Source organism: Arthrobacter crusticola (genome assembly GCF_004357995.1).
GTDB classification, from domain to species: Bacteria; Actinomycetota; Actinomycetes; order Actinomycetales; family Micrococcaceae; genus Arthrobacter_D; species Arthrobacter_D crusticola.
Window position 1 is genome coordinate 211,449 of sequence record NZ_SMTK01000006.1, and the last position, 14,157, is coordinate 225,605.

Annotated in this window: 17 protein-coding genes; 9 read left to right on the top strand and 8 right to left on the bottom strand. The window is 68.5% G+C overall.

The features are described 5' to 3' along the window. Nucleotides 1–20 precede the first annotated feature (20 nt). From E2F48_RS16775 to E2F48_RS16785, 3 genes are read left to right on the top strand one after another with little or no spacing between them, the layout of a single operon-like run. Entirely contained in the window at nt 21–1,304 is a 1,284-nt protein-coding gene (locus tag E2F48_RS16775; RefSeq protein WP_133405092.1) for a magnesium transporter MgtE N-terminal domain-containing protein, read from the top strand. Then, nucleotides 1,297–1,896, top strand: coding sequence for a DUF1003 domain-containing protein (locus E2F48_RS16780; RefSeq protein ID WP_133405093.1), 600 nt, complete (start codon nt 1,297–1,299; stop codon nt 1,894–1,896). Before E2F48_RS16775 ends, E2F48_RS16780 begins: the two co-directional genes overlap by 8 nt. Further along, on the top strand, nt 1,893–3,014 hold the full coding sequence (locus tag E2F48_RS16785; protein WP_246019220.1) for an Mrp/NBP35 family ATP-binding protein: 1,122 nt from the start codon (nt 1,893–1,895) through the stop codon (nt 3,012–3,014). The genes E2F48_RS16780 and E2F48_RS16785 overlap by 4 nt, the downstream gene beginning before the upstream one ends. Before the next feature lie 76 nt (nt 3,015–3,090). Here E2F48_RS16785 and E2F48_RS16790 read toward each other — a convergent pair whose 3' ends face one another. Together E2F48_RS16790 and sigE are read right to left on the bottom strand one after the other, a co-directional pair. Then, nucleotides 3,091–3,474 (bottom strand): sec-independent translocase, encoded by a 384-nt coding sequence (locus E2F48_RS16790; protein WP_133405094.1) that lies wholly within the window; start codon nt 3,472–3,474, stop codon nt 3,091–3,093. A 55-nt stretch (nt 3,475–3,529) separates the two neighbouring features. Next, entirely contained in the window at nt 3,530–4,153 is a 624-nt protein-coding gene (gene sigE, locus E2F48_RS16795) for an RNA polymerase sigma factor SigE (RefSeq protein ID WP_133405095.1), read from the bottom strand. Between the two features lie 252 nt (nt 4,154–4,405). Between sigE and E2F48_RS16800 the strand changes: the two genes are divergently transcribed. Continuing rightward, a complete protein-coding gene (locus E2F48_RS16800) occupies nt 4,406–5,044 on the top strand; it encodes an O-methyltransferase (RefSeq protein ID WP_133405096.1) in 639 nt (212 codons plus the stop codon). Between the two features lie 86 nt (nt 5,045–5,130). Here E2F48_RS16800 and E2F48_RS16805 read toward each other — a convergent pair whose 3' ends face one another. The 5 genes from E2F48_RS16805 to E2F48_RS16825 all read right to left on the bottom strand — a co-directional run bounded on the left by E2F48_RS16805 (nt 5,131) and on the right by E2F48_RS16825 (nt 8,522). Then, nucleotides 5,131–5,298, bottom strand: a complete 168-nt coding sequence (locus E2F48_RS16805; protein ID WP_081737717.1) for a DUF3117 domain-containing protein — start codon at nt 5,296–5,298, stop codon at nt 5,131–5,133. A gap of 177 nt (nt 5,299–5,475) precedes the next feature. Continuing rightward, nucleotides 5,476–6,696, bottom strand: a complete 1,221-nt coding sequence (locus E2F48_RS16810) for a hypothetical protein (protein WP_246019224.1) — start codon at nt 6,694–6,696, stop codon at nt 5,476–5,478. Then, a complete protein-coding gene (locus E2F48_RS16815; protein WP_133405097.1) occupies nt 6,693–7,310 on the bottom strand; it encodes a DNA-3-methyladenine glycosylase I in 618 nt (205 codons plus the stop codon). The genes E2F48_RS16810 and E2F48_RS16815 overlap by 4 nt, the downstream gene beginning before the upstream one ends. Further along, nucleotides 7,307–7,660 (bottom strand): DivIVA domain-containing protein, encoded by a 354-nt coding sequence (locus tag E2F48_RS16820; RefSeq protein WP_246019226.1) that lies wholly within the window; start codon nt 7,658–7,660, stop codon nt 7,307–7,309. The genes E2F48_RS16815 and E2F48_RS16820 overlap by 4 nt, the downstream gene beginning before the upstream one ends. Before the next feature lie 52 nt (nt 7,661–7,712). Further along, a complete protein-coding gene (locus E2F48_RS16825) occupies nt 7,713–8,522 on the bottom strand; it encodes an LOG family protein (RefSeq protein ID WP_133405098.1) in 810 nt (269 codons plus the stop codon). A gap of 116 nt (nt 8,523–8,638) precedes the next feature. Here E2F48_RS16825 and E2F48_RS16830 point away from each other — a divergent pair, with 116 nt between their 5' ends. The 4 genes from E2F48_RS16830 to E2F48_RS16845 all read left to right on the top strand — a co-directional run bounded on the left by E2F48_RS16830 (nt 8,639) and on the right by E2F48_RS16845 (nt 11,955). Further along, a complete protein-coding gene (locus tag E2F48_RS16830; protein ID WP_133405099.1) occupies nt 8,639–9,415 on the top strand; it encodes an amino acid ABC transporter ATP-binding protein in 777 nt (258 codons plus the stop codon). Nucleotides 9,416–9,478: 63 nt separating this feature from the next. Further along, complete coding sequence (locus tag E2F48_RS16835; protein ID WP_133405100.1) at nt 9,479–10,327, top strand: glutamate ABC transporter substrate-binding protein; 849 nt, start codon at nt 9,479–9,481, stop codon at nt 10,325–10,327. 75 nt (nt 10,328–10,402) lie between these two features. After that, a complete protein-coding gene (locus E2F48_RS16840; RefSeq protein ID WP_120165007.1) occupies nt 10,403–11,080 on the top strand; it encodes an amino acid ABC transporter permease in 678 nt (225 codons plus the stop codon). Beyond that, nucleotides 11,077–11,955, top strand: a complete 879-nt coding sequence (locus E2F48_RS16845; protein ID WP_133405101.1) for an amino acid ABC transporter permease — start codon at nt 11,077–11,079, stop codon at nt 11,953–11,955. The genes E2F48_RS16840 and E2F48_RS16845 overlap by 4 nt, the downstream gene beginning before the upstream one ends. A gap of 96 nt (nt 11,956–12,051) precedes the next feature. On the opposite strand, the gene dapE is transcribed toward E2F48_RS16845, so the two are convergent. Beyond that, complete coding sequence (gene dapE / locus E2F48_RS16850) at nt 12,052–13,146, bottom strand: succinyl-diaminopimelate desuccinylase (RefSeq protein ID WP_133405102.1); 1,095 nt, start codon at nt 13,144–13,146, stop codon at nt 12,052–12,054. Nucleotides 13,147–13,179: 33 nt separating this feature from the next. Here dapE and dapD point away from each other — a divergent pair, with 33 nt between their 5' ends. Then, entirely contained in the window at nt 13,180–14,157 is a 978-nt protein-coding gene (gene dapD, locus E2F48_RS16855; protein ID WP_133405103.1) for a 2,3,4,5-tetrahydropyridine-2,6-dicarboxylate N-succinyltransferase, read from the top strand.

A 14,157-nucleotide genomic window follows, 5' to 3' on the forward strand; every position in this document is an offset into this window, starting at 1 on the left:
CCGCGAAGTAGCCTTGCCTTGTGAGTACCAATCCAACCCGCGTCTTTGTGGCCCGCCTTCTCGGCCTCGACGTTTTCGACCCCCTGGGCGACCGCCTGGGCCGGCTGCGCGACGTCGTGGTGCTCGACCGCGGCGCCCTGAAGGAGCCGCAGGTTGTGGGCATCGTCATCGAGGTTCCGGGCAAGAAGCGCATCTTCGTGCCCATGACCCGGGTCACCTCGATGGACACCTCGCAGATCATCTGCACGGGCCTGGTCAACCTGCGCCGCTTCGAACAGCGGGGGGCGGAACTGCTCGTGGTCGGCGAGCTGTTCGACCGGAGGGTCACCCTGCAGGACGGCTCCGGGGACGCCGTCATCGAAGACATCGCCATGGAGAAGAACCGTGCCGGGGACTGGCATGTCTCCCAGCTGTTCATTCGGCGCGGCGGGCCGAGCTCGCCCCTGCGGAGCCTGCGCAGGAGCGGCGAGCGCCTGATCATTAACTGGCTCGACGCCTACCACGGGGCCACGAACGAACCTCAGGGGGCCTCCCAGTTCGTCGCCCAGCACGAGGACCTCAAGGCTGCCGACTTCGCCGAGGCCCTCCACGAGATGAGCAACAAGCGCCGCCTAGAGGTGGCCGGCGAGCTTCAGGATGACCGGCTCGCCGACATCCTCCAGGAGCTGCCCGACGACGACCAGGTCCAGATCCTCTCATCGCTCAACCGCGAACGGGCCGCCGACATCCTCGAGGAGATGGACCCCGACGACGCCGCGGACCTGCTCAACGAGCTCCCCGAGGCCCAGAAGGAGGAACTGCTCCAGCTGATGGAGCCGGAGGACGCCGACGACGTGCGCCGCCTGCTCGAGTACGAGGAGGACACCGCCGGTTCGCTCATGACCACGGTGCCGGTCATCCTCCCACCCGAAGCCACGGTGGCCGAGGCGCTGGCCCACGTCCGGCGCGAAGAACTCACCCCGGCGCTCGCCTCGTCGATCTTCGTGTGCCGCCCGCCCCTGGAAACCCCGACCGGGCGTTACCTGGGCGTGGTGCACATCCAGCAGCTGCTGCGTTTCCCTCCGCCCGAGCAGCTGGGCAACATCCTCGATGCGGACCTCGAACCGGTCAGCGACCAGGCCAACGTCAGCGAGGTCTCCCGCATCCTCGCGACCTACAACCTCAACTCGCTGCCGATCATCAACAAGGAGGGCCGCCTGGTGGGCGCGGTGACGGTGGACGACGTGCTCGATCACCTGCTGCCGGACGACTGGCGGGCCCAGGACGACGCGCGGGCACTTCGTCGGGGAGGAACACATGGCTGAAAGAATCCGCTCGACCTCGACCGGTCTTGACACCCCAAGGGAGAGCCGCAAACGGGTGTTCCCGCGGCTGCGCCCCAACCCGGACCGTTTCGGCAGCGCCACCGAGAACTTCGCCCGTTTCATGGGAACGCCCCAGTTCCTCTTCTATATGACGGTATTCTGTGTGCTCTGGCTGGTCTGGAACACCTGGGGACCCGAGAACGCACGGTGGGACAGCGCGGCGCTGGGCTTCACCGCCCTGACGCTGATGCTGTCCCTTCAGGCCTCCTACGCTGCTCCCCTGCTGCTGCTGGCGCAGAACCGGCAGGACGACCGCGACCGGGTGTCGCTGCGCGAGGACCGGCACCGGGCTGAACGGAACCTGTCCGACACCGAATACCTGACCCGTGAGATCGCCGAGTTGCGTATCGCCATCCGCGAGGTCGCCACCCGCGACTATGTGCGCTCGGAGCTCCGCTCGGCGCTCGAGGAACTGTTGGAGGCGGCTGATGGTCAGGAGCTGACCCTTTCGAAGAAACCGCGGAGGAAACCGTCGGATAACACCATGAGCCTGCCCCGGGTCGCTCCGCCGGTCAGAAGCGACAGCCAGTGATCTCTGAGGCAGCCGTGCTCACGGCGCTCGGTTCGGTCCTCGACCCCGAACTCCGCCGGCCCATCACCGACCTCGGGATGGTCGAGGGCGTCCAGGCCTCCGGCGACGGCAGCGTGACCGTTCGGGTCCTGCTGACAATCGCCGGGTGCCCCCTATCCACCACCATCACCTCGGACGTCGAGGCGGCCCTGGCAGGCCTGTCCGGCGTCGAGCGCGTGCGCGTGGAACTGGGCGTGATGAACCAGGACCAGCGCGATGAGCTGAAGGCGAAGCTCCGCGGTCCGGGCGGCGCCCGGGGCATCCCCTTCAATGAGGAAGGGTCCCTGACCCGGGTCTACGCCGTCGCCAGCGGCAAGGGCGGGGTCGGTAAGTCGACCGTCACCGTCAACCTCGCGGCCGCCATGGCCGCGCAGGGGCTGCGGGTGGGCATCATCGATGCCGACGTCTACGGATTCTCGGTGCCCGCGTTGATGGGAATCACCCAGCAGCCGACGAAGGTCGATGAAATGATCCTGCCGCCGGTGGCCCACGGGGTGAAGGTGATTTCGATCGGCATGTTCGTCAGCGGCAACCAGCCGGTGGCCTGGCGCGGACCGATGCTTCACCGGGCCCTTGAGCAGTTCCTGACGGACGTCTACTTCGGCGACCTCGACGCGCTCTTCCTCGACCTGCCCCCGGGCACCGGGGACATCGCCATCTCGGTGGCCCAGCTGCTGCCGCGCTCCGAACTGCTCGTGGTCACCACCCCGCAGAGTGCCGCGGCGGATGTGGCGGAACGGGCCGGGGCGATGGCCGCGCAGACAGGCCAGAAGGTGGCCGGGGTGATCGAGAACATGTCCTGGCTCGAACTGCCCGACGGCGGGCGGCTTGAGCTGTTCGGCGCCGGAGGCGGCGCCACCCTCGCCTCCCGGCTCACCGACACCCTTGGCACCGACATCGGACTGCTGGGCTCGGTGCCCGTCGAGGTCGCCCTGCGGGAGGGTGGCGACGCCGGCCTCCCCATCGTCCTGTCCGGGGAGGACTCCCCGGCGGCCCTGGAACTGAGGAAGGTCGCGGATGGACTCGCGCACCGCCCGCGGGGGCTCTCGGGGACCAAGCTGACGCTCTCGCCGCGCTGAGCCTGGTCCGTTTCACCCGTTCGACGGCGGGTCCGGTCAAAGCCGTCTCGGTCGGGGTCGCCTCGGCCTGGATTGCCTAGGTCGCCTCGGCGTCATAGGGGGCCGACTGCCCGGCGGACAGCCTGACGGTCTGGGGCGCACTGCGGATTCCGGCAGGGGGGACGGGGGCGGGAGCGCCGCTGCTGACGGGCTTGAGGACGTCGTCGAAATCCTCGAGGAGCGCTTCGCGGATGATCCGCCGGGGGTCGTACTGACGGGGATCGAGTTTGCGCCAGTCAACCTCATCCAGCTCGGGGCCCACTTCCTCCCGCAGCTGCTCACGGGCGCCGGTGGCCATCCTCCGGAGTCCCTTGACGAGCCGGGCGAGCTGGGAGGCGTACTCGGGGAGGCGCTCCGGGCCGAGGATCACAACGGCAAGCAGCGCCAGGACGACAAACTCGAGACCGTTGATTCCCAACACGAGAAAAGACTACCTTCCTGGGCAGCACCCGGACCATTTGGTCCGCCGCACGGGCCTAGCCGACGCCGGCGATGCGCGGGATCGACAGGGCCGGCCTGCGCGGAGCCCGGTGGGCCAGCTTCTCCCGGAGCATGGTGCGCCCGCGGTGGATGCGCGAGCGCACGGTTCCCAGCTTGACCCCGAGCACCGCAGCCACCTCGTCGTAGGCCAGCCCCTCAAGGTCGCAGAGCACGACGGCGGCCCGGAAGTCCGGGGGCAGTTCCTCAAGTGCGGACTGGACGTCGATGTCGAGGTTGTTGAACTCGTAGCTGCGTTCGGGTCCGGGATGGCCGCTGGGGAGCCGGCTTTCGGCTTCCTCGGTGAGCCCGTCGAACCGGATGCGGGTCTTGCGCCGCGCCTGGTCGAGGAAGAGGTTCGTGGTGATGCGGTGCAGCCAGCCGTCCAGGGTTCCGGGCTTGAAGTTCGCCAGCGATCGGAAGACCCGGACAAACACTTCCTGCGTGAGGTCCTCGGCGTCGTACTTGTTGCCGGTGAGGCGGTAGGCGAGCCGGTACACCTTGGGTGAGTAGTTGGTGACGACTTCCTCCCAGGACGGCGCAACCCACTCACTGTCGCCCGTGCCGGTTTCAGCCGGCGGGATCGCCGGCCCTGCGGCCGTTGCCGCCCGTACTGTAGACATCAGTTTCCTCTTCCCGCCGTCGATCTGTTCCCGCTCCGGGCTGCTGCGAGATGAAGATGCAGCCAGAAGGAGTTCGACGCCGTACGTGCGTTGGATGTCCCGGAAAGAAAATACTTTCGCATCAAGCTGGGAGCACGCTGATAAAAGCAGGTGCGTTGGATGGACGCCGGTGCGCGCCCTGCGGGGCATTAACAGTAGGGTTGAAGCGGGGTGGGGGCCCGAACCAGAGAATCACCGACAGAACGGACACCGATGGCCGCGGATAAGCAGAGCAGCTGGTCCTACACCGAAGGGCTTCCCGAGGAGGACGACGTCCTCCTGCGTGCCCGGGACCGATCCCACGAGCTCGGAGTGACCCCCGTGTCGCCCGGTGTGGGAGCAGCGCTGACGGTGCTTGCCGCGGGGTCCAAGGCACAGACGGCCGTGGAGGTCGGTGCGGGCGCCGGGGTCTCGGGCGTGTGCCTGCTGCGCGGGCTTGGCCGCAGCGCGGTGCTCACCACCATCGACTCCGACGTTGATCATCTGCGCACCGCCCGTGAGGCCTACGCGGAGGCGGGAATCCCCGCCAACCGCACACGCACCATCTCGGGGCGCGCCGCCGATGTGCTCCCCCGGCTGACCGACGCCGCCTACGACCTTGTGTTCATCGACGCCGACAAGCCGAATCTGCCCCTCTACGTTGACCAGGCCATCCGGCTGCTGAAGCCCGGCGGAATGCTCATCGTCAATGACGCCCTCGACGCCGACCGTGTGGCCGAACCGGCGGTACGGGAAGCTTCGACCAATACGCTGCGCCAGGTCGGCAGGACCGTGCGGGAGCACGAGAAGCTCCTGTCGGCGCTGCTGCCGACGGGCTCGGGGCTGCTGCTCGCCGTGAAACGCCAGGCCTGACGCGGCTGAACGCCCGGCTCGAGACTTTTGAAAGCCGAGCCTGACGCGACGGGACGCCCGGCCTGACGTGACGCGGCGCGGCGGGCTCAGCCGGTGACGGTGAGCAGGCAGTCCTTAAGCTTTCCGGCTTCCTCCGCATTGAGCTCGACAACGAGCCGTCCCCCACCGTCGATCGGGACCCGCATGATGAGGCTGCGCCCCTCCTTGGTGACTTCCATCGGTCCGTCGCCGGTTCGCGGTTTCATGGCAGCCATAAGGAGTGTCCCTTTCAACAGTGCGCTGCCGGATGAGGGCCGCGCGTCGGTAAGCGGTGTGCGCGGAACGCACCCCCTAAGAGAGAAGCGCGCCGATACACGTCATCACCAAACATTATCCAGCACAATCGCGCGCAGGGACTAATTCAGTGCGGTGCGGATCACAGTGTCGCGCTCTCAGGGGGGAAAGTCGCTGCTGCCCCCGGAGGGGTTCCACATCCACAGCAGGGCGATCCAGACGGCCTGCAGCAGCACCGACACCCCCAGGATGGCGCACCGCGCCGGCGTGGATCGAACCACGAAGACGGCGGCCAGCGCGAGGGGGAACAGCGGCAGCAGGATGCGGTAGGTGCTGGTCTGCGGGTTCCAGAACGCGGCCAGGTACAGCAGGTAGGAGGCGCACCACCAGACGGGCACCCGTCCGAGGCTCCGCACCGGCTCCAGCCGCAGGAGCAGGACGCACCCGGCCGCGGCGGCCAGAACCGCCACCGGCCCACCGACGGGCCCGAGCAGGTTCATTCCGGCCTGCAGCCAGGGCAGGAAGGGTGCCAGATGGGATCCGCGCCAGGCAGTTTCGGTCTGGAGGTAGGCGTCGTACTGGCCGGTCACGGCCCACGCGGTGGCGGGCCAGGCGAGGGCGGCCGCCGCCGCGGCGAGGGTGAGCACCGCAAGCCGCTGCAGGGCGGAGTCCGAGGCGCCGTCCCGGGGCGGGCCCGACCGCTCCCGCCAGGCACCGAGCGCCTTCCGCACGAACAGGGCGAAGACGAGCACCGCGAAGGGAACCCCGGCCGGCCGGGCGAAGCCCATCAGCAGGACCACCGGGACAGCACCAAGGTAGCGTCCTGTCGCGACAAGGTGGAGCGCCAGGGCCAGCATGAGCAGGTGGAGCGACTCGGCGTACGGGATCTGGAGGATGGGCGAGACCGGCAGCACCGCCACGAACGCCACACCCCACAGCGCCTCGCGCGGAGCGGCGGCGAGGAGGAACAGCCGGTAGAGCACCAGTGCGGCGGCGAACCCGCAGACGGTGGCGACGGCCGGGGCGAGAACGTTCCAGCCGACTCCGGTCAGGAGGTGAAGGGCCCGGACCAGGCCCGGGAAGAGCGGATAGAAGGCCCACTGGTTCTGCAGGACCGTTCCGTCCTCAGCACGCGGCAGCACCTCGGGGTACCCCTCGTCGTAGATCCGCCGGTACCAGCCGCTGTCCCAGAATTCGAGGAAGGACAGGTAATCGGGGGAAGACGGAGCCCACGGATTGGCCCCTTGGCGGGAGGCCGCGGCCAGGAGCAGGGCCGTCGAGACGGCACGGGCCGCCGCGAAGACGAGCAGCACCTGCAGCGGCCAGGGCCACCGGAGCAGTGCCCCGCGCGTGCCTCCCTGCAGTCCCGGGCGCGTCACGGCACCGGTGCCGCCGCACCGTCCGGCCCACCGGCGGCGGTCTCCGCCCGCACCCAGCAGGAGGCGAGATGGTCGTTCACATAGCCGGTGGCCTGCATCATGGCGTAGGCCGTGGTGGGCCCGACGAACCGGAACCCGTGGCCGCGGAGGGCCTTCGCGAGCGCCGTCGACTCGGCGGTGACGGCGGGAACGTCCTGCAGCTCCACCGGCGCCGGGCGCGGGGCCGGCCGGTGGGCTTCGAGCAGTCCGGCGAGGCTCACCCCCGGGGGCAGGGCCGCCAGCGCCCGGGCGTTGGCAATGGTGGCCAGGATCTTGGCCCGGTTGCGCACGATCCGGGCGTCGGCGAGCAGCCGGGCGATGTCCTCCTCGGTGAAGGCCGCGACACGGGACGGCTCGAAGCCGGCGAAGGCCTCACGGAAGGCGGGACGCTTGCGCAGGATGGTGATCCAGCTGAGCCCGGACTGGAACGCCTCGAGGCTGAGGCGTTCGAACAGGGCGCCCTCCCCGTGGACGGGCCGGCCCCACTCCTCGTCGTGGTAGCGCTCGTACTCGGCGCTGGAGACCGACCACCCGCAACGCAGTTTGCCGTCGGACCCCGCGGCGGCCGGCGTCACGGCTGTGCTCCGCCGCGACCGCCGGGACCTTGGGCGCTCCGGCGCAGCGCCTCGATCTGGGCATCCCGCGCCGCGAGCGCCCCGGCGAGGGAGTTCAGGACCTCATGCACCTGGTCGGTGCGGTAGCCCCGCAGGGCCCGCCCGAACCGGATCGCGGTGACGTCCTCGGCGGCCGGAGGGTCCGGCAGCAGGATCGGCGGCAGCGCGGGGAGCTGCCCGGCAAGGCCCGGAAGCACCCAGGCGGGGCGGGCGGACCGGCGCAGCGCGGTGCGCGGCTGCGGAAGCCGCCAGGCCGCGGCGGCGGTGCCGGCCAGCAGGGCCACCGCGACGAGAACGAGGAAGAGAGTCACAGTGCCATCGTGCCAGAAAGCCCTCCGGCACCGGCAGCGGTTCCGGGCGGCCCTACGGCGCGGTGTGTGTCTTGGTGTCGGCAATGACGAAATTGACGGCTTCCTCGGCGGTGTCGACGAGGTGCACCAGGCCCAGATCCGCTTCGGCGATCATGCCCTCGGCGAGCAGGGTGTTCTTCACCCAGTCCCACAGCGGGGTCCAGTAGTCGATACCGATCAGCACAATTGGGAACGAGGTGACCTTGCGGGTCTGCACGAGGGTCATGGCTTCGAAGAGCTCGTCGAGGGTGCCGAAACCGCCGGGCAGCACCACGAAGCCCCGCGCGTACTTCACGAACATGGTCTTGCGGGCGAAGAAGTACCGGAAGTTGATGCCGAGGTCGACCCACTCGTTCATTCCCTGTTCGAAGGGAAGCTCGATGCCCAGCCCCACCGACATGCCGCCGGCCTCGCAGGCGCCCTTATTGGCGGCCTCCATGGCACCCGGACCGCCACCGGTGATCACGGCGTAGCCGGCACCGACGAGCCGCCGGCCTACCTCCTCGCCCACGGCGTAGAAGCGAGAGCCCCGCGGTGTCCGCGCCGACCCGAAGACGCTGATGGCGGGGCCGAGTTCGGAGAGGGTACCGAAGCCTTCGACGAATTCGCTCTGGATCCGCAGCACCCGCCACGGATCCGTTTTGGTGAACATCGGTTCTTCGTCGGCGTCCAGGAGGAAGCTGTCGGACTGCGGCTCGGCCGCCTGCCCCCGGCGCAGCTCGACCGAGCCGCGGCGTCGGGGCTCTCCCCCGTTGGCTCTTGAAGGCACCGGGCGGGAGGGGGTGCTGGCGTCGGAATCGGAGTCGCGGTTCAGGTGAGGCATGCTCCTAGGCTAACCGTCCGGCCCGCCGTTGGGGCTTTGGTTGCTCTTGAATCACAATTCCCCCTTTTGGGCGCGCTTGTATTGCCAGAGGGCATTCGTTCGCTAGATTCTTCTCCATGACAAGCGAACCGCAGCCGTCCACGTCCGCGTCTTCTGCGCACCCCCTGGTCTCCCTGAAGAAGGTCAACAAGCACTACGGTCCCCTGCACGTTCTCAAGGACATTGACTTGGAGGTGGCCCGCGGCGAGGTCGTCGTCGTGATCGGCCCGTCCGGTTCCGGAAAGTCGACCCTGTGCCGGGCCATCAACCGGCTGGAGACCATCGACGACGGCGAGATCCGGGTCGACGGCAAGGTCCTGCCCGCCGAGGGGAAGGCGCTGGCACGGCTCCGCGCCGACGTCGGGATGGTCTTCCAGTCCTTCAACCTCTTCGCGCACAAGTCCATCCTTGAAAATGTGACCCTTGGGCCGGTCAAGGTCAAGGGCATGAAGGGCGGCGAAGCGAAGGAGCTTGCCCTGTCGCTGCTCAAGCGCGTGGGCGTCGACAACCAGGCCGACAAGCTGCCTGCCCAGCTCTCCGGCGGCCAGCAGCAGCGCGTGGCGATCGCCCGGGCGCTGGCGATGAAGCCCAAAGTGATGCTGTTCGACGAACCGACCTCGGCCCTGGACCCCGAAATGATCAACGAGGTCCTCGACGCGATGGTCGCCCTCGCCAAGGAGGGCATGACGATGATCGTTGTGACCCACGAGATGGGCTTCGCCCGCAAGGCCGCCGACCGGGTCGTATTTATGGCCGACGGGCAGATTGTCGAGCAGGCCACACCCGAGGAGTTCTTCACCAATCCCAGGAGCGAGCGGGCCAAGGACTTCCTTGGCAAGATCCTCGCCCACTGAGTTTCACGACCTACACGTACCGCACCTCAAGGCCTCACAAGGGCCGCAACGCAAGGAGAAATCATGCGAAAGACCCGATATGCAGCCGCTATGGCAGCGGCAGCAGCACTCACCCTCACCGCCTGTGGCGGAGGAGGCGGCAATGAAGGCGGCGGCGGAGGCGGCGGCGGCGAGGAAGGCGGCGGCGAAACCATCACGATCGGCATCAAGTTCGACCAGCCGGGCCTGGGCTTCGACGAGGGTGGCTCCTACTCGGGCTTCGACGTCGACGTCGCCAAGTACGTCGCGAATGAACTCGGCTTCTCGGAAGACCAGATCGAGTGGAAGGAAGCCCCGTCGGCCAACCGCGAGAACCTGCTCGCGAACAATGACGTCGACATGATCTTCGCGACCTACTCCATCACCGACGAGCGCAAGCAGACCGTGTCCTTCGCCGGACCGTACTTCGTCGCCGGCCAGGACCTCCTGGTGCCCAAGGACAGCGACATCGCCGGCCCCGAGGACCTCGAGGGCAAGAACCTGTGCTCGGTCACCGGCTCGACCTCCGCACAGAAGATCAAGGACCAGTACCCGGGCGTGAACCTGGTCGAGCAGCCCGGTTACGCCGAGTGCGTCAGCGTGATGGGCGGCGGCCAGATCGACGCCGTCACCACCGACGACATCATCCTGGCCGGCCTCGCCGCCCAGGAGGCCAACGCCGGCCAGTTCAAGGTCGTCGGCAACCCCTTCTCCGAAGAGCGCTACGGCGTCGGCCTGCCCAAGGACAGCGACCGCTGTGAGGACATCAACGCGGCGATCACCAAGATGATCGAGGAAGGCGCCTGGGAAGAGGCGATCACCAAGAACACCGAGGGTGCGGACTACAGTTTCAATGAGGAACTGAACCCGCCGGAGCCCGAGCCCTGCGCCTAATCACCTCCTGTCTTGGTGGGGCGGCCGATCCCGGCCGTCCCACCAATGCATGTCCCCCAAAGAATGAGGTGAACCGTGGATAACTTCCTGACGCTCTTCGAGACCTACAACGTCCCGGCGGCCTTCTGGGTGAACATCCAGCTGACCTTCTGGGCCGCCGTATGGTCCCTGGTGCTCGGCACCCTGCTGGCGCTCATGAGAATCTCCCCGATCCCCAGCCTTCAGTGGCTGGGCGCTGCGTACGTCAACATCTTCCGCAACACCCCGCTGACGATCATTATCGCCTTCGGGGTGCTCGGGCTCTTCGGGCAGCTCCAGGTGTCCCTGACGGACGACTTCAACCTTAACTTCTTCCGCCTGGCCATCCTCGGGCTGACGATCTACCACGCGGCCTTCGTCTGCGAGGCGATCCGCAGCGGCGTGAACACCGTGCCGCTGGGCCAGGCCGAAGCCGCCCGGGCGATCGGGCTCAGCTTCCTCCCGGCGGCCCGCCTGATCATCCTGCCGCAGGCCTTCCGCGGCGCCATCGCCCCGCTGGGCAACGTCCTGATCGCCCTGATCAAGAACTCGACAGTCGCGGCGGCCGGCTCGGTCGCGGCCGAGGCCTCAAGCCTGATGAAGACCATGATCGAGTTCCGCGGCGACCTGGTCATCCCGATCTTCTTCACGTTCGCCATCGGCTTCGTCATCCTGGTGATCCCGGTCGGGCTCCTCACAACCTGGGCCTCCAGGAGATTGGCGGTGGCCCGATGAGCGCCCAGAACGTTCTGTTCGACGCCCCCGGCCCCAAGGCGCGGCGCACCATCCTCATCGGAAACATCATCGGGGCCCTGCTCATCGCCGGCCTGATCGCCTATGTGGTGTTCCTGCTCGGCGGCAAGGGACAGCTCGCGGCAGACAAGTGGACGCCCTTCCTCGAGGGACGCACCTGGGAGTTCTTCCTGCTTCCCGGCCTGCTGAGCACCCTGCGGGCGGCCGCCATCGCCGTGGTGACCTCGGTCCTGTTCGGGCTGATCTTCGGCCTCGGCCGGCTCTCCCATGTGAAGCCCATCCGCTGGTTCGCCGGGCTCGTCGTCGAGTTCTTCCGGGCCGTGCCGGTCCTGCTCATGATGATCTTCCTGTGGCTGGCGCTGGGACGCTCCAACCTCGTCGAGGACGCGCCCTTCTGGGCCGTCGTCATCGCCCTGACCCTATACAACGGCTCGGTCATCGCGGAGCTGATCCGCTCCGGCGTGCAGGGCCTGCCCAAGGGCCAGCGCGAGGCGGGACTGGCGATCGGCATGACCCAGATGCAGTCCCTGCGCACCATCGAGGTGCCCCAGGCGCTCATCGCCATGCTGCCGGCGCTGGTGAGCCAGTTCGTCGTCATCCTGAAGGACTCGGCCCTGGGCTACATCATCGGGTTCCCCGAGCTGCTGCAGAACGCCCGGCGCCTTGGGGTCGGTGAGGGCAACCTCCTGCAGTCCCTCCTCATCGCCGCCGTGATCTTCATTGTCATCAACTTCGCGCTTTCATCCCTCGCCACAAAGCTCTCCAAGCTGCTGAGCTTTCGGAGCAAGGGCAGGGCGCGCGACGAAACACTCGATGGGATCGCCGCAGCGGAGCCCGAGGGCACCCTCTCCCGCTGAGTCGCACCGGGCTTCTGCCCGGAGGACGTCGGCACCTTCCCTAAAGGGCCCCGGTCAGCTCGGCTGACCGGGGCCCTTTGTTGTCACTCGTTGTTGTCAGTCGGAGAGCCAGGTGGTCAACACCCGCAGGCACTCACGCACCTCGCCGGCATGCACGTGCTCGTCGTCGCTGTGGGCCAGCAGGGCATCGCCGGGCCCGAAATTGACCGCCGGGATGCCCAGTTCGCTGAAGCGCGCAACGTCCGTCCACCCGTACTTGGGCTTCGGCTCGGCACCCACCGCCGCCACGAAGCTCGCCGCGGCGGGGTGTTGCAGCCCCGGCCGCGCACCGGCCGCAGCATCAGTCCGCTCGATCTCGAACCCCTCGAGCACCCCGCGGACATACTGTTCGGCCTCGTCCGGGCTCTTATCCGGGGCGAAGCGGTAGTTCACCTCGATGACGGCGCGGTCGGGGATGACGTTGCCCGCGGTGCCGCCGCTGATCAGCACCGCGTTGAGGCTCTCGCGGTAGTTCAGCCCGTCCACCGGCACCGTCGCAGGCTGGTGCTCCCGCAGCCGCACCAGCACCTCGGCGGCCTTGTGGATGGCGTTCTCGCCGCGCCAGGCGCGGGCGGAGTGGGCGGCCTTGCCCGTGGTGATGACATTGAAACGGGCCGTGCCGTTGCATCCGCCCTCCACGGTGCCCGCAGTGGGTTCGAGGAGCACCGCGAAATCGGCGCTCAGCCACTCGGGGTAGTGCTCGGCCAGCCGGCCCAGGCCGCTGAGCGAGGCCTCGACCTCCTCGTGGTCGTAGAAGACATAGGTGACGTCGCGCACCGGGTCCGTCAGCGCGGCTGCCAGTGCCAGCTGGACAGCGACGCCGCCCTTCATGTCGGTTGTCCCGCGGCCGTAGAGCACCTCGCCGTCCCACTCGCCCGGGACCGTCGCCCGCGCGCCCGCAGCGGTGGGCAGGGGCACCGTGTCGAGGTGCCCGGCCAGGATCACCCGCTCGCTGCGGCCCAGGGAGGTGCGCGCGATCAACGCGTCGCCGTCCCGCACCACCTCAAGGTGGGCAAGGCCCCGCAGGGCCTCCTCGAGCGCGTCGGCGATGGCGCGTTCCTCGCCGGAGACGCTGTAGATGTCAACGAGATCTGCTGTCAATTGGGCAACATCGACGCCGAGATCGAGGCGCCGCAGGCTGGGCTGAGTCATTTTCCCACCCTATCCCTCGGTAGACTTCTGCCCATGACCCAAAGCGCAGATCATCCCTCCACGCCCGCGCCCGGCGCGCGGACCGCTTTCGGCCTTGGCCTCGCCACCCTCGCCGCTGACGACAGCGTGCTTGAGGTGTGGTTCCCGGCCCCCCGGCTCGGGGCGGCCGAGGAGCAGGAATCCGACCGGGCCCTGCGGAGCGAACTCGAGGCCCTAGCCGGGGCGGGCGCCGATCCGGTGCGCCGGACGACCAGCGCGCTGGTCTCCCCCTCGATCGACCTCGACGCCCCGCCCGCCGACGCCGTCGACGCGTACCTGCGCCTGCACCTGCTCTCGCACCGGCTGGTCACCCCGAACAGCATCAACCTCGAGGGCATCTTCGGACTCTTGGCGAACGTCGTGTGGACGAACCACGGGCCCTGCGCCGCCGCGGACTTCGAGGGCGTGCGAGTGGCCCTGCGGGCGCGCGGGCCGGTGACCGTACTGTCCGTCGACAAGTTCCCGCGCATGGTCGACTACGTGGTGCCCCAGGGCGTGCGCATCGCCGACGCGGACCGGGTGCGGCTCGGAGCCTACCTCGCGGAGGGCACGACGGTCATGCACGAGGGCTTCGTGAACTTCAATGCGGGCACCCTCGGCACCTCGATGGTTGAAGGCCGCATCTCCGCAGGCGTCGTCGTCGGCAACGGCTCCGACATCGGCGGTGGAGCCTCCATCATGGGGACGCTCTCCGGCGGCGGCACCCAGAGAATCACCATCGGCGAGCGCTGCCTGCTCGGCGCCCAGGCCGGGGTGGGCATTTCGCTGGGCGACGATTGCGTGGTGGAGGCCGGGCTCTACCTGACGGCCGGCACCAAAGTGACCCTGGTGGACGGCTCGATCGTCAAGGCAGCGACCCTATCCGGCGTATCCGGGGTCCTCTACCTTCGCAACTCATCCACCGGCGTCGTGGAAGCCCGCCCCCGCCGCGGCGAGGGCATCGCCCTCAACGCCGCGCTGCACGCCAACTAG

Excerpts from the sequence above, each read along its gene's own strand:
- E2F48_RS16780 (WP_133405093.1), top strand. The coding sequence starts at position 1,297 with ATGGCTGAAAGAATCCGCTCGACCTCGACCGGTCTTGACACCCCAAGG.
- sigE (WP_133405095.1), bottom strand. The coding sequence starts at position 4,153 with ATGTCTACAGTACGGGCGGCAACGGCCGCAGGGCCGGCGATCCCGCCG.
- E2F48_RS16800 (WP_133405096.1), top strand. The coding sequence starts at position 4,406 with ATGGCCGCGGATAAGCAGAGCAGCTGGTCCTACACCGAAGGGCTTCCC.
- E2F48_RS16805 (WP_081737717.1), bottom strand. The coding sequence starts at position 5,298 with ATGGCTGCCATGAAACCGCGAACCGGCGACGGACCGATGGAAGTCACC.
- E2F48_RS16825 (WP_133405098.1), bottom strand. The coding sequence starts at position 8,522 with ATGCCTCACCTGAACCGCGACTCCGATTCCGACGCCAGCACCCCCTCC.
- E2F48_RS16830 (WP_133405099.1), top strand. The coding sequence starts at position 8,639 with ATGACAAGCGAACCGCAGCCGTCCACGTCCGCGTCTTCTGCGCACCCC.
- E2F48_RS16835 (WP_133405100.1), top strand. The coding sequence starts at position 9,479 with ATGCGAAAGACCCGATATGCAGCCGCTATGGCAGCGGCAGCAGCACTC.
- E2F48_RS16845 (WP_133405101.1), top strand. The coding sequence starts at position 11,077 with ATGAGCGCCCAGAACGTTCTGTTCGACGCCCCCGGCCCCAAGGCGCGG.
- dapE (WP_133405102.1), bottom strand. The coding sequence starts at position 13,146 with ATGACTCAGCCCAGCCTGCGGCGCCTCGATCTCGGCGTCGATGTTGCC.
- dapD (WP_133405103.1), top strand. The coding sequence starts at position 13,180 with ATGACCCAAAGCGCAGATCATCCCTCCACGCCCGCGCCCGGCGCGCGG.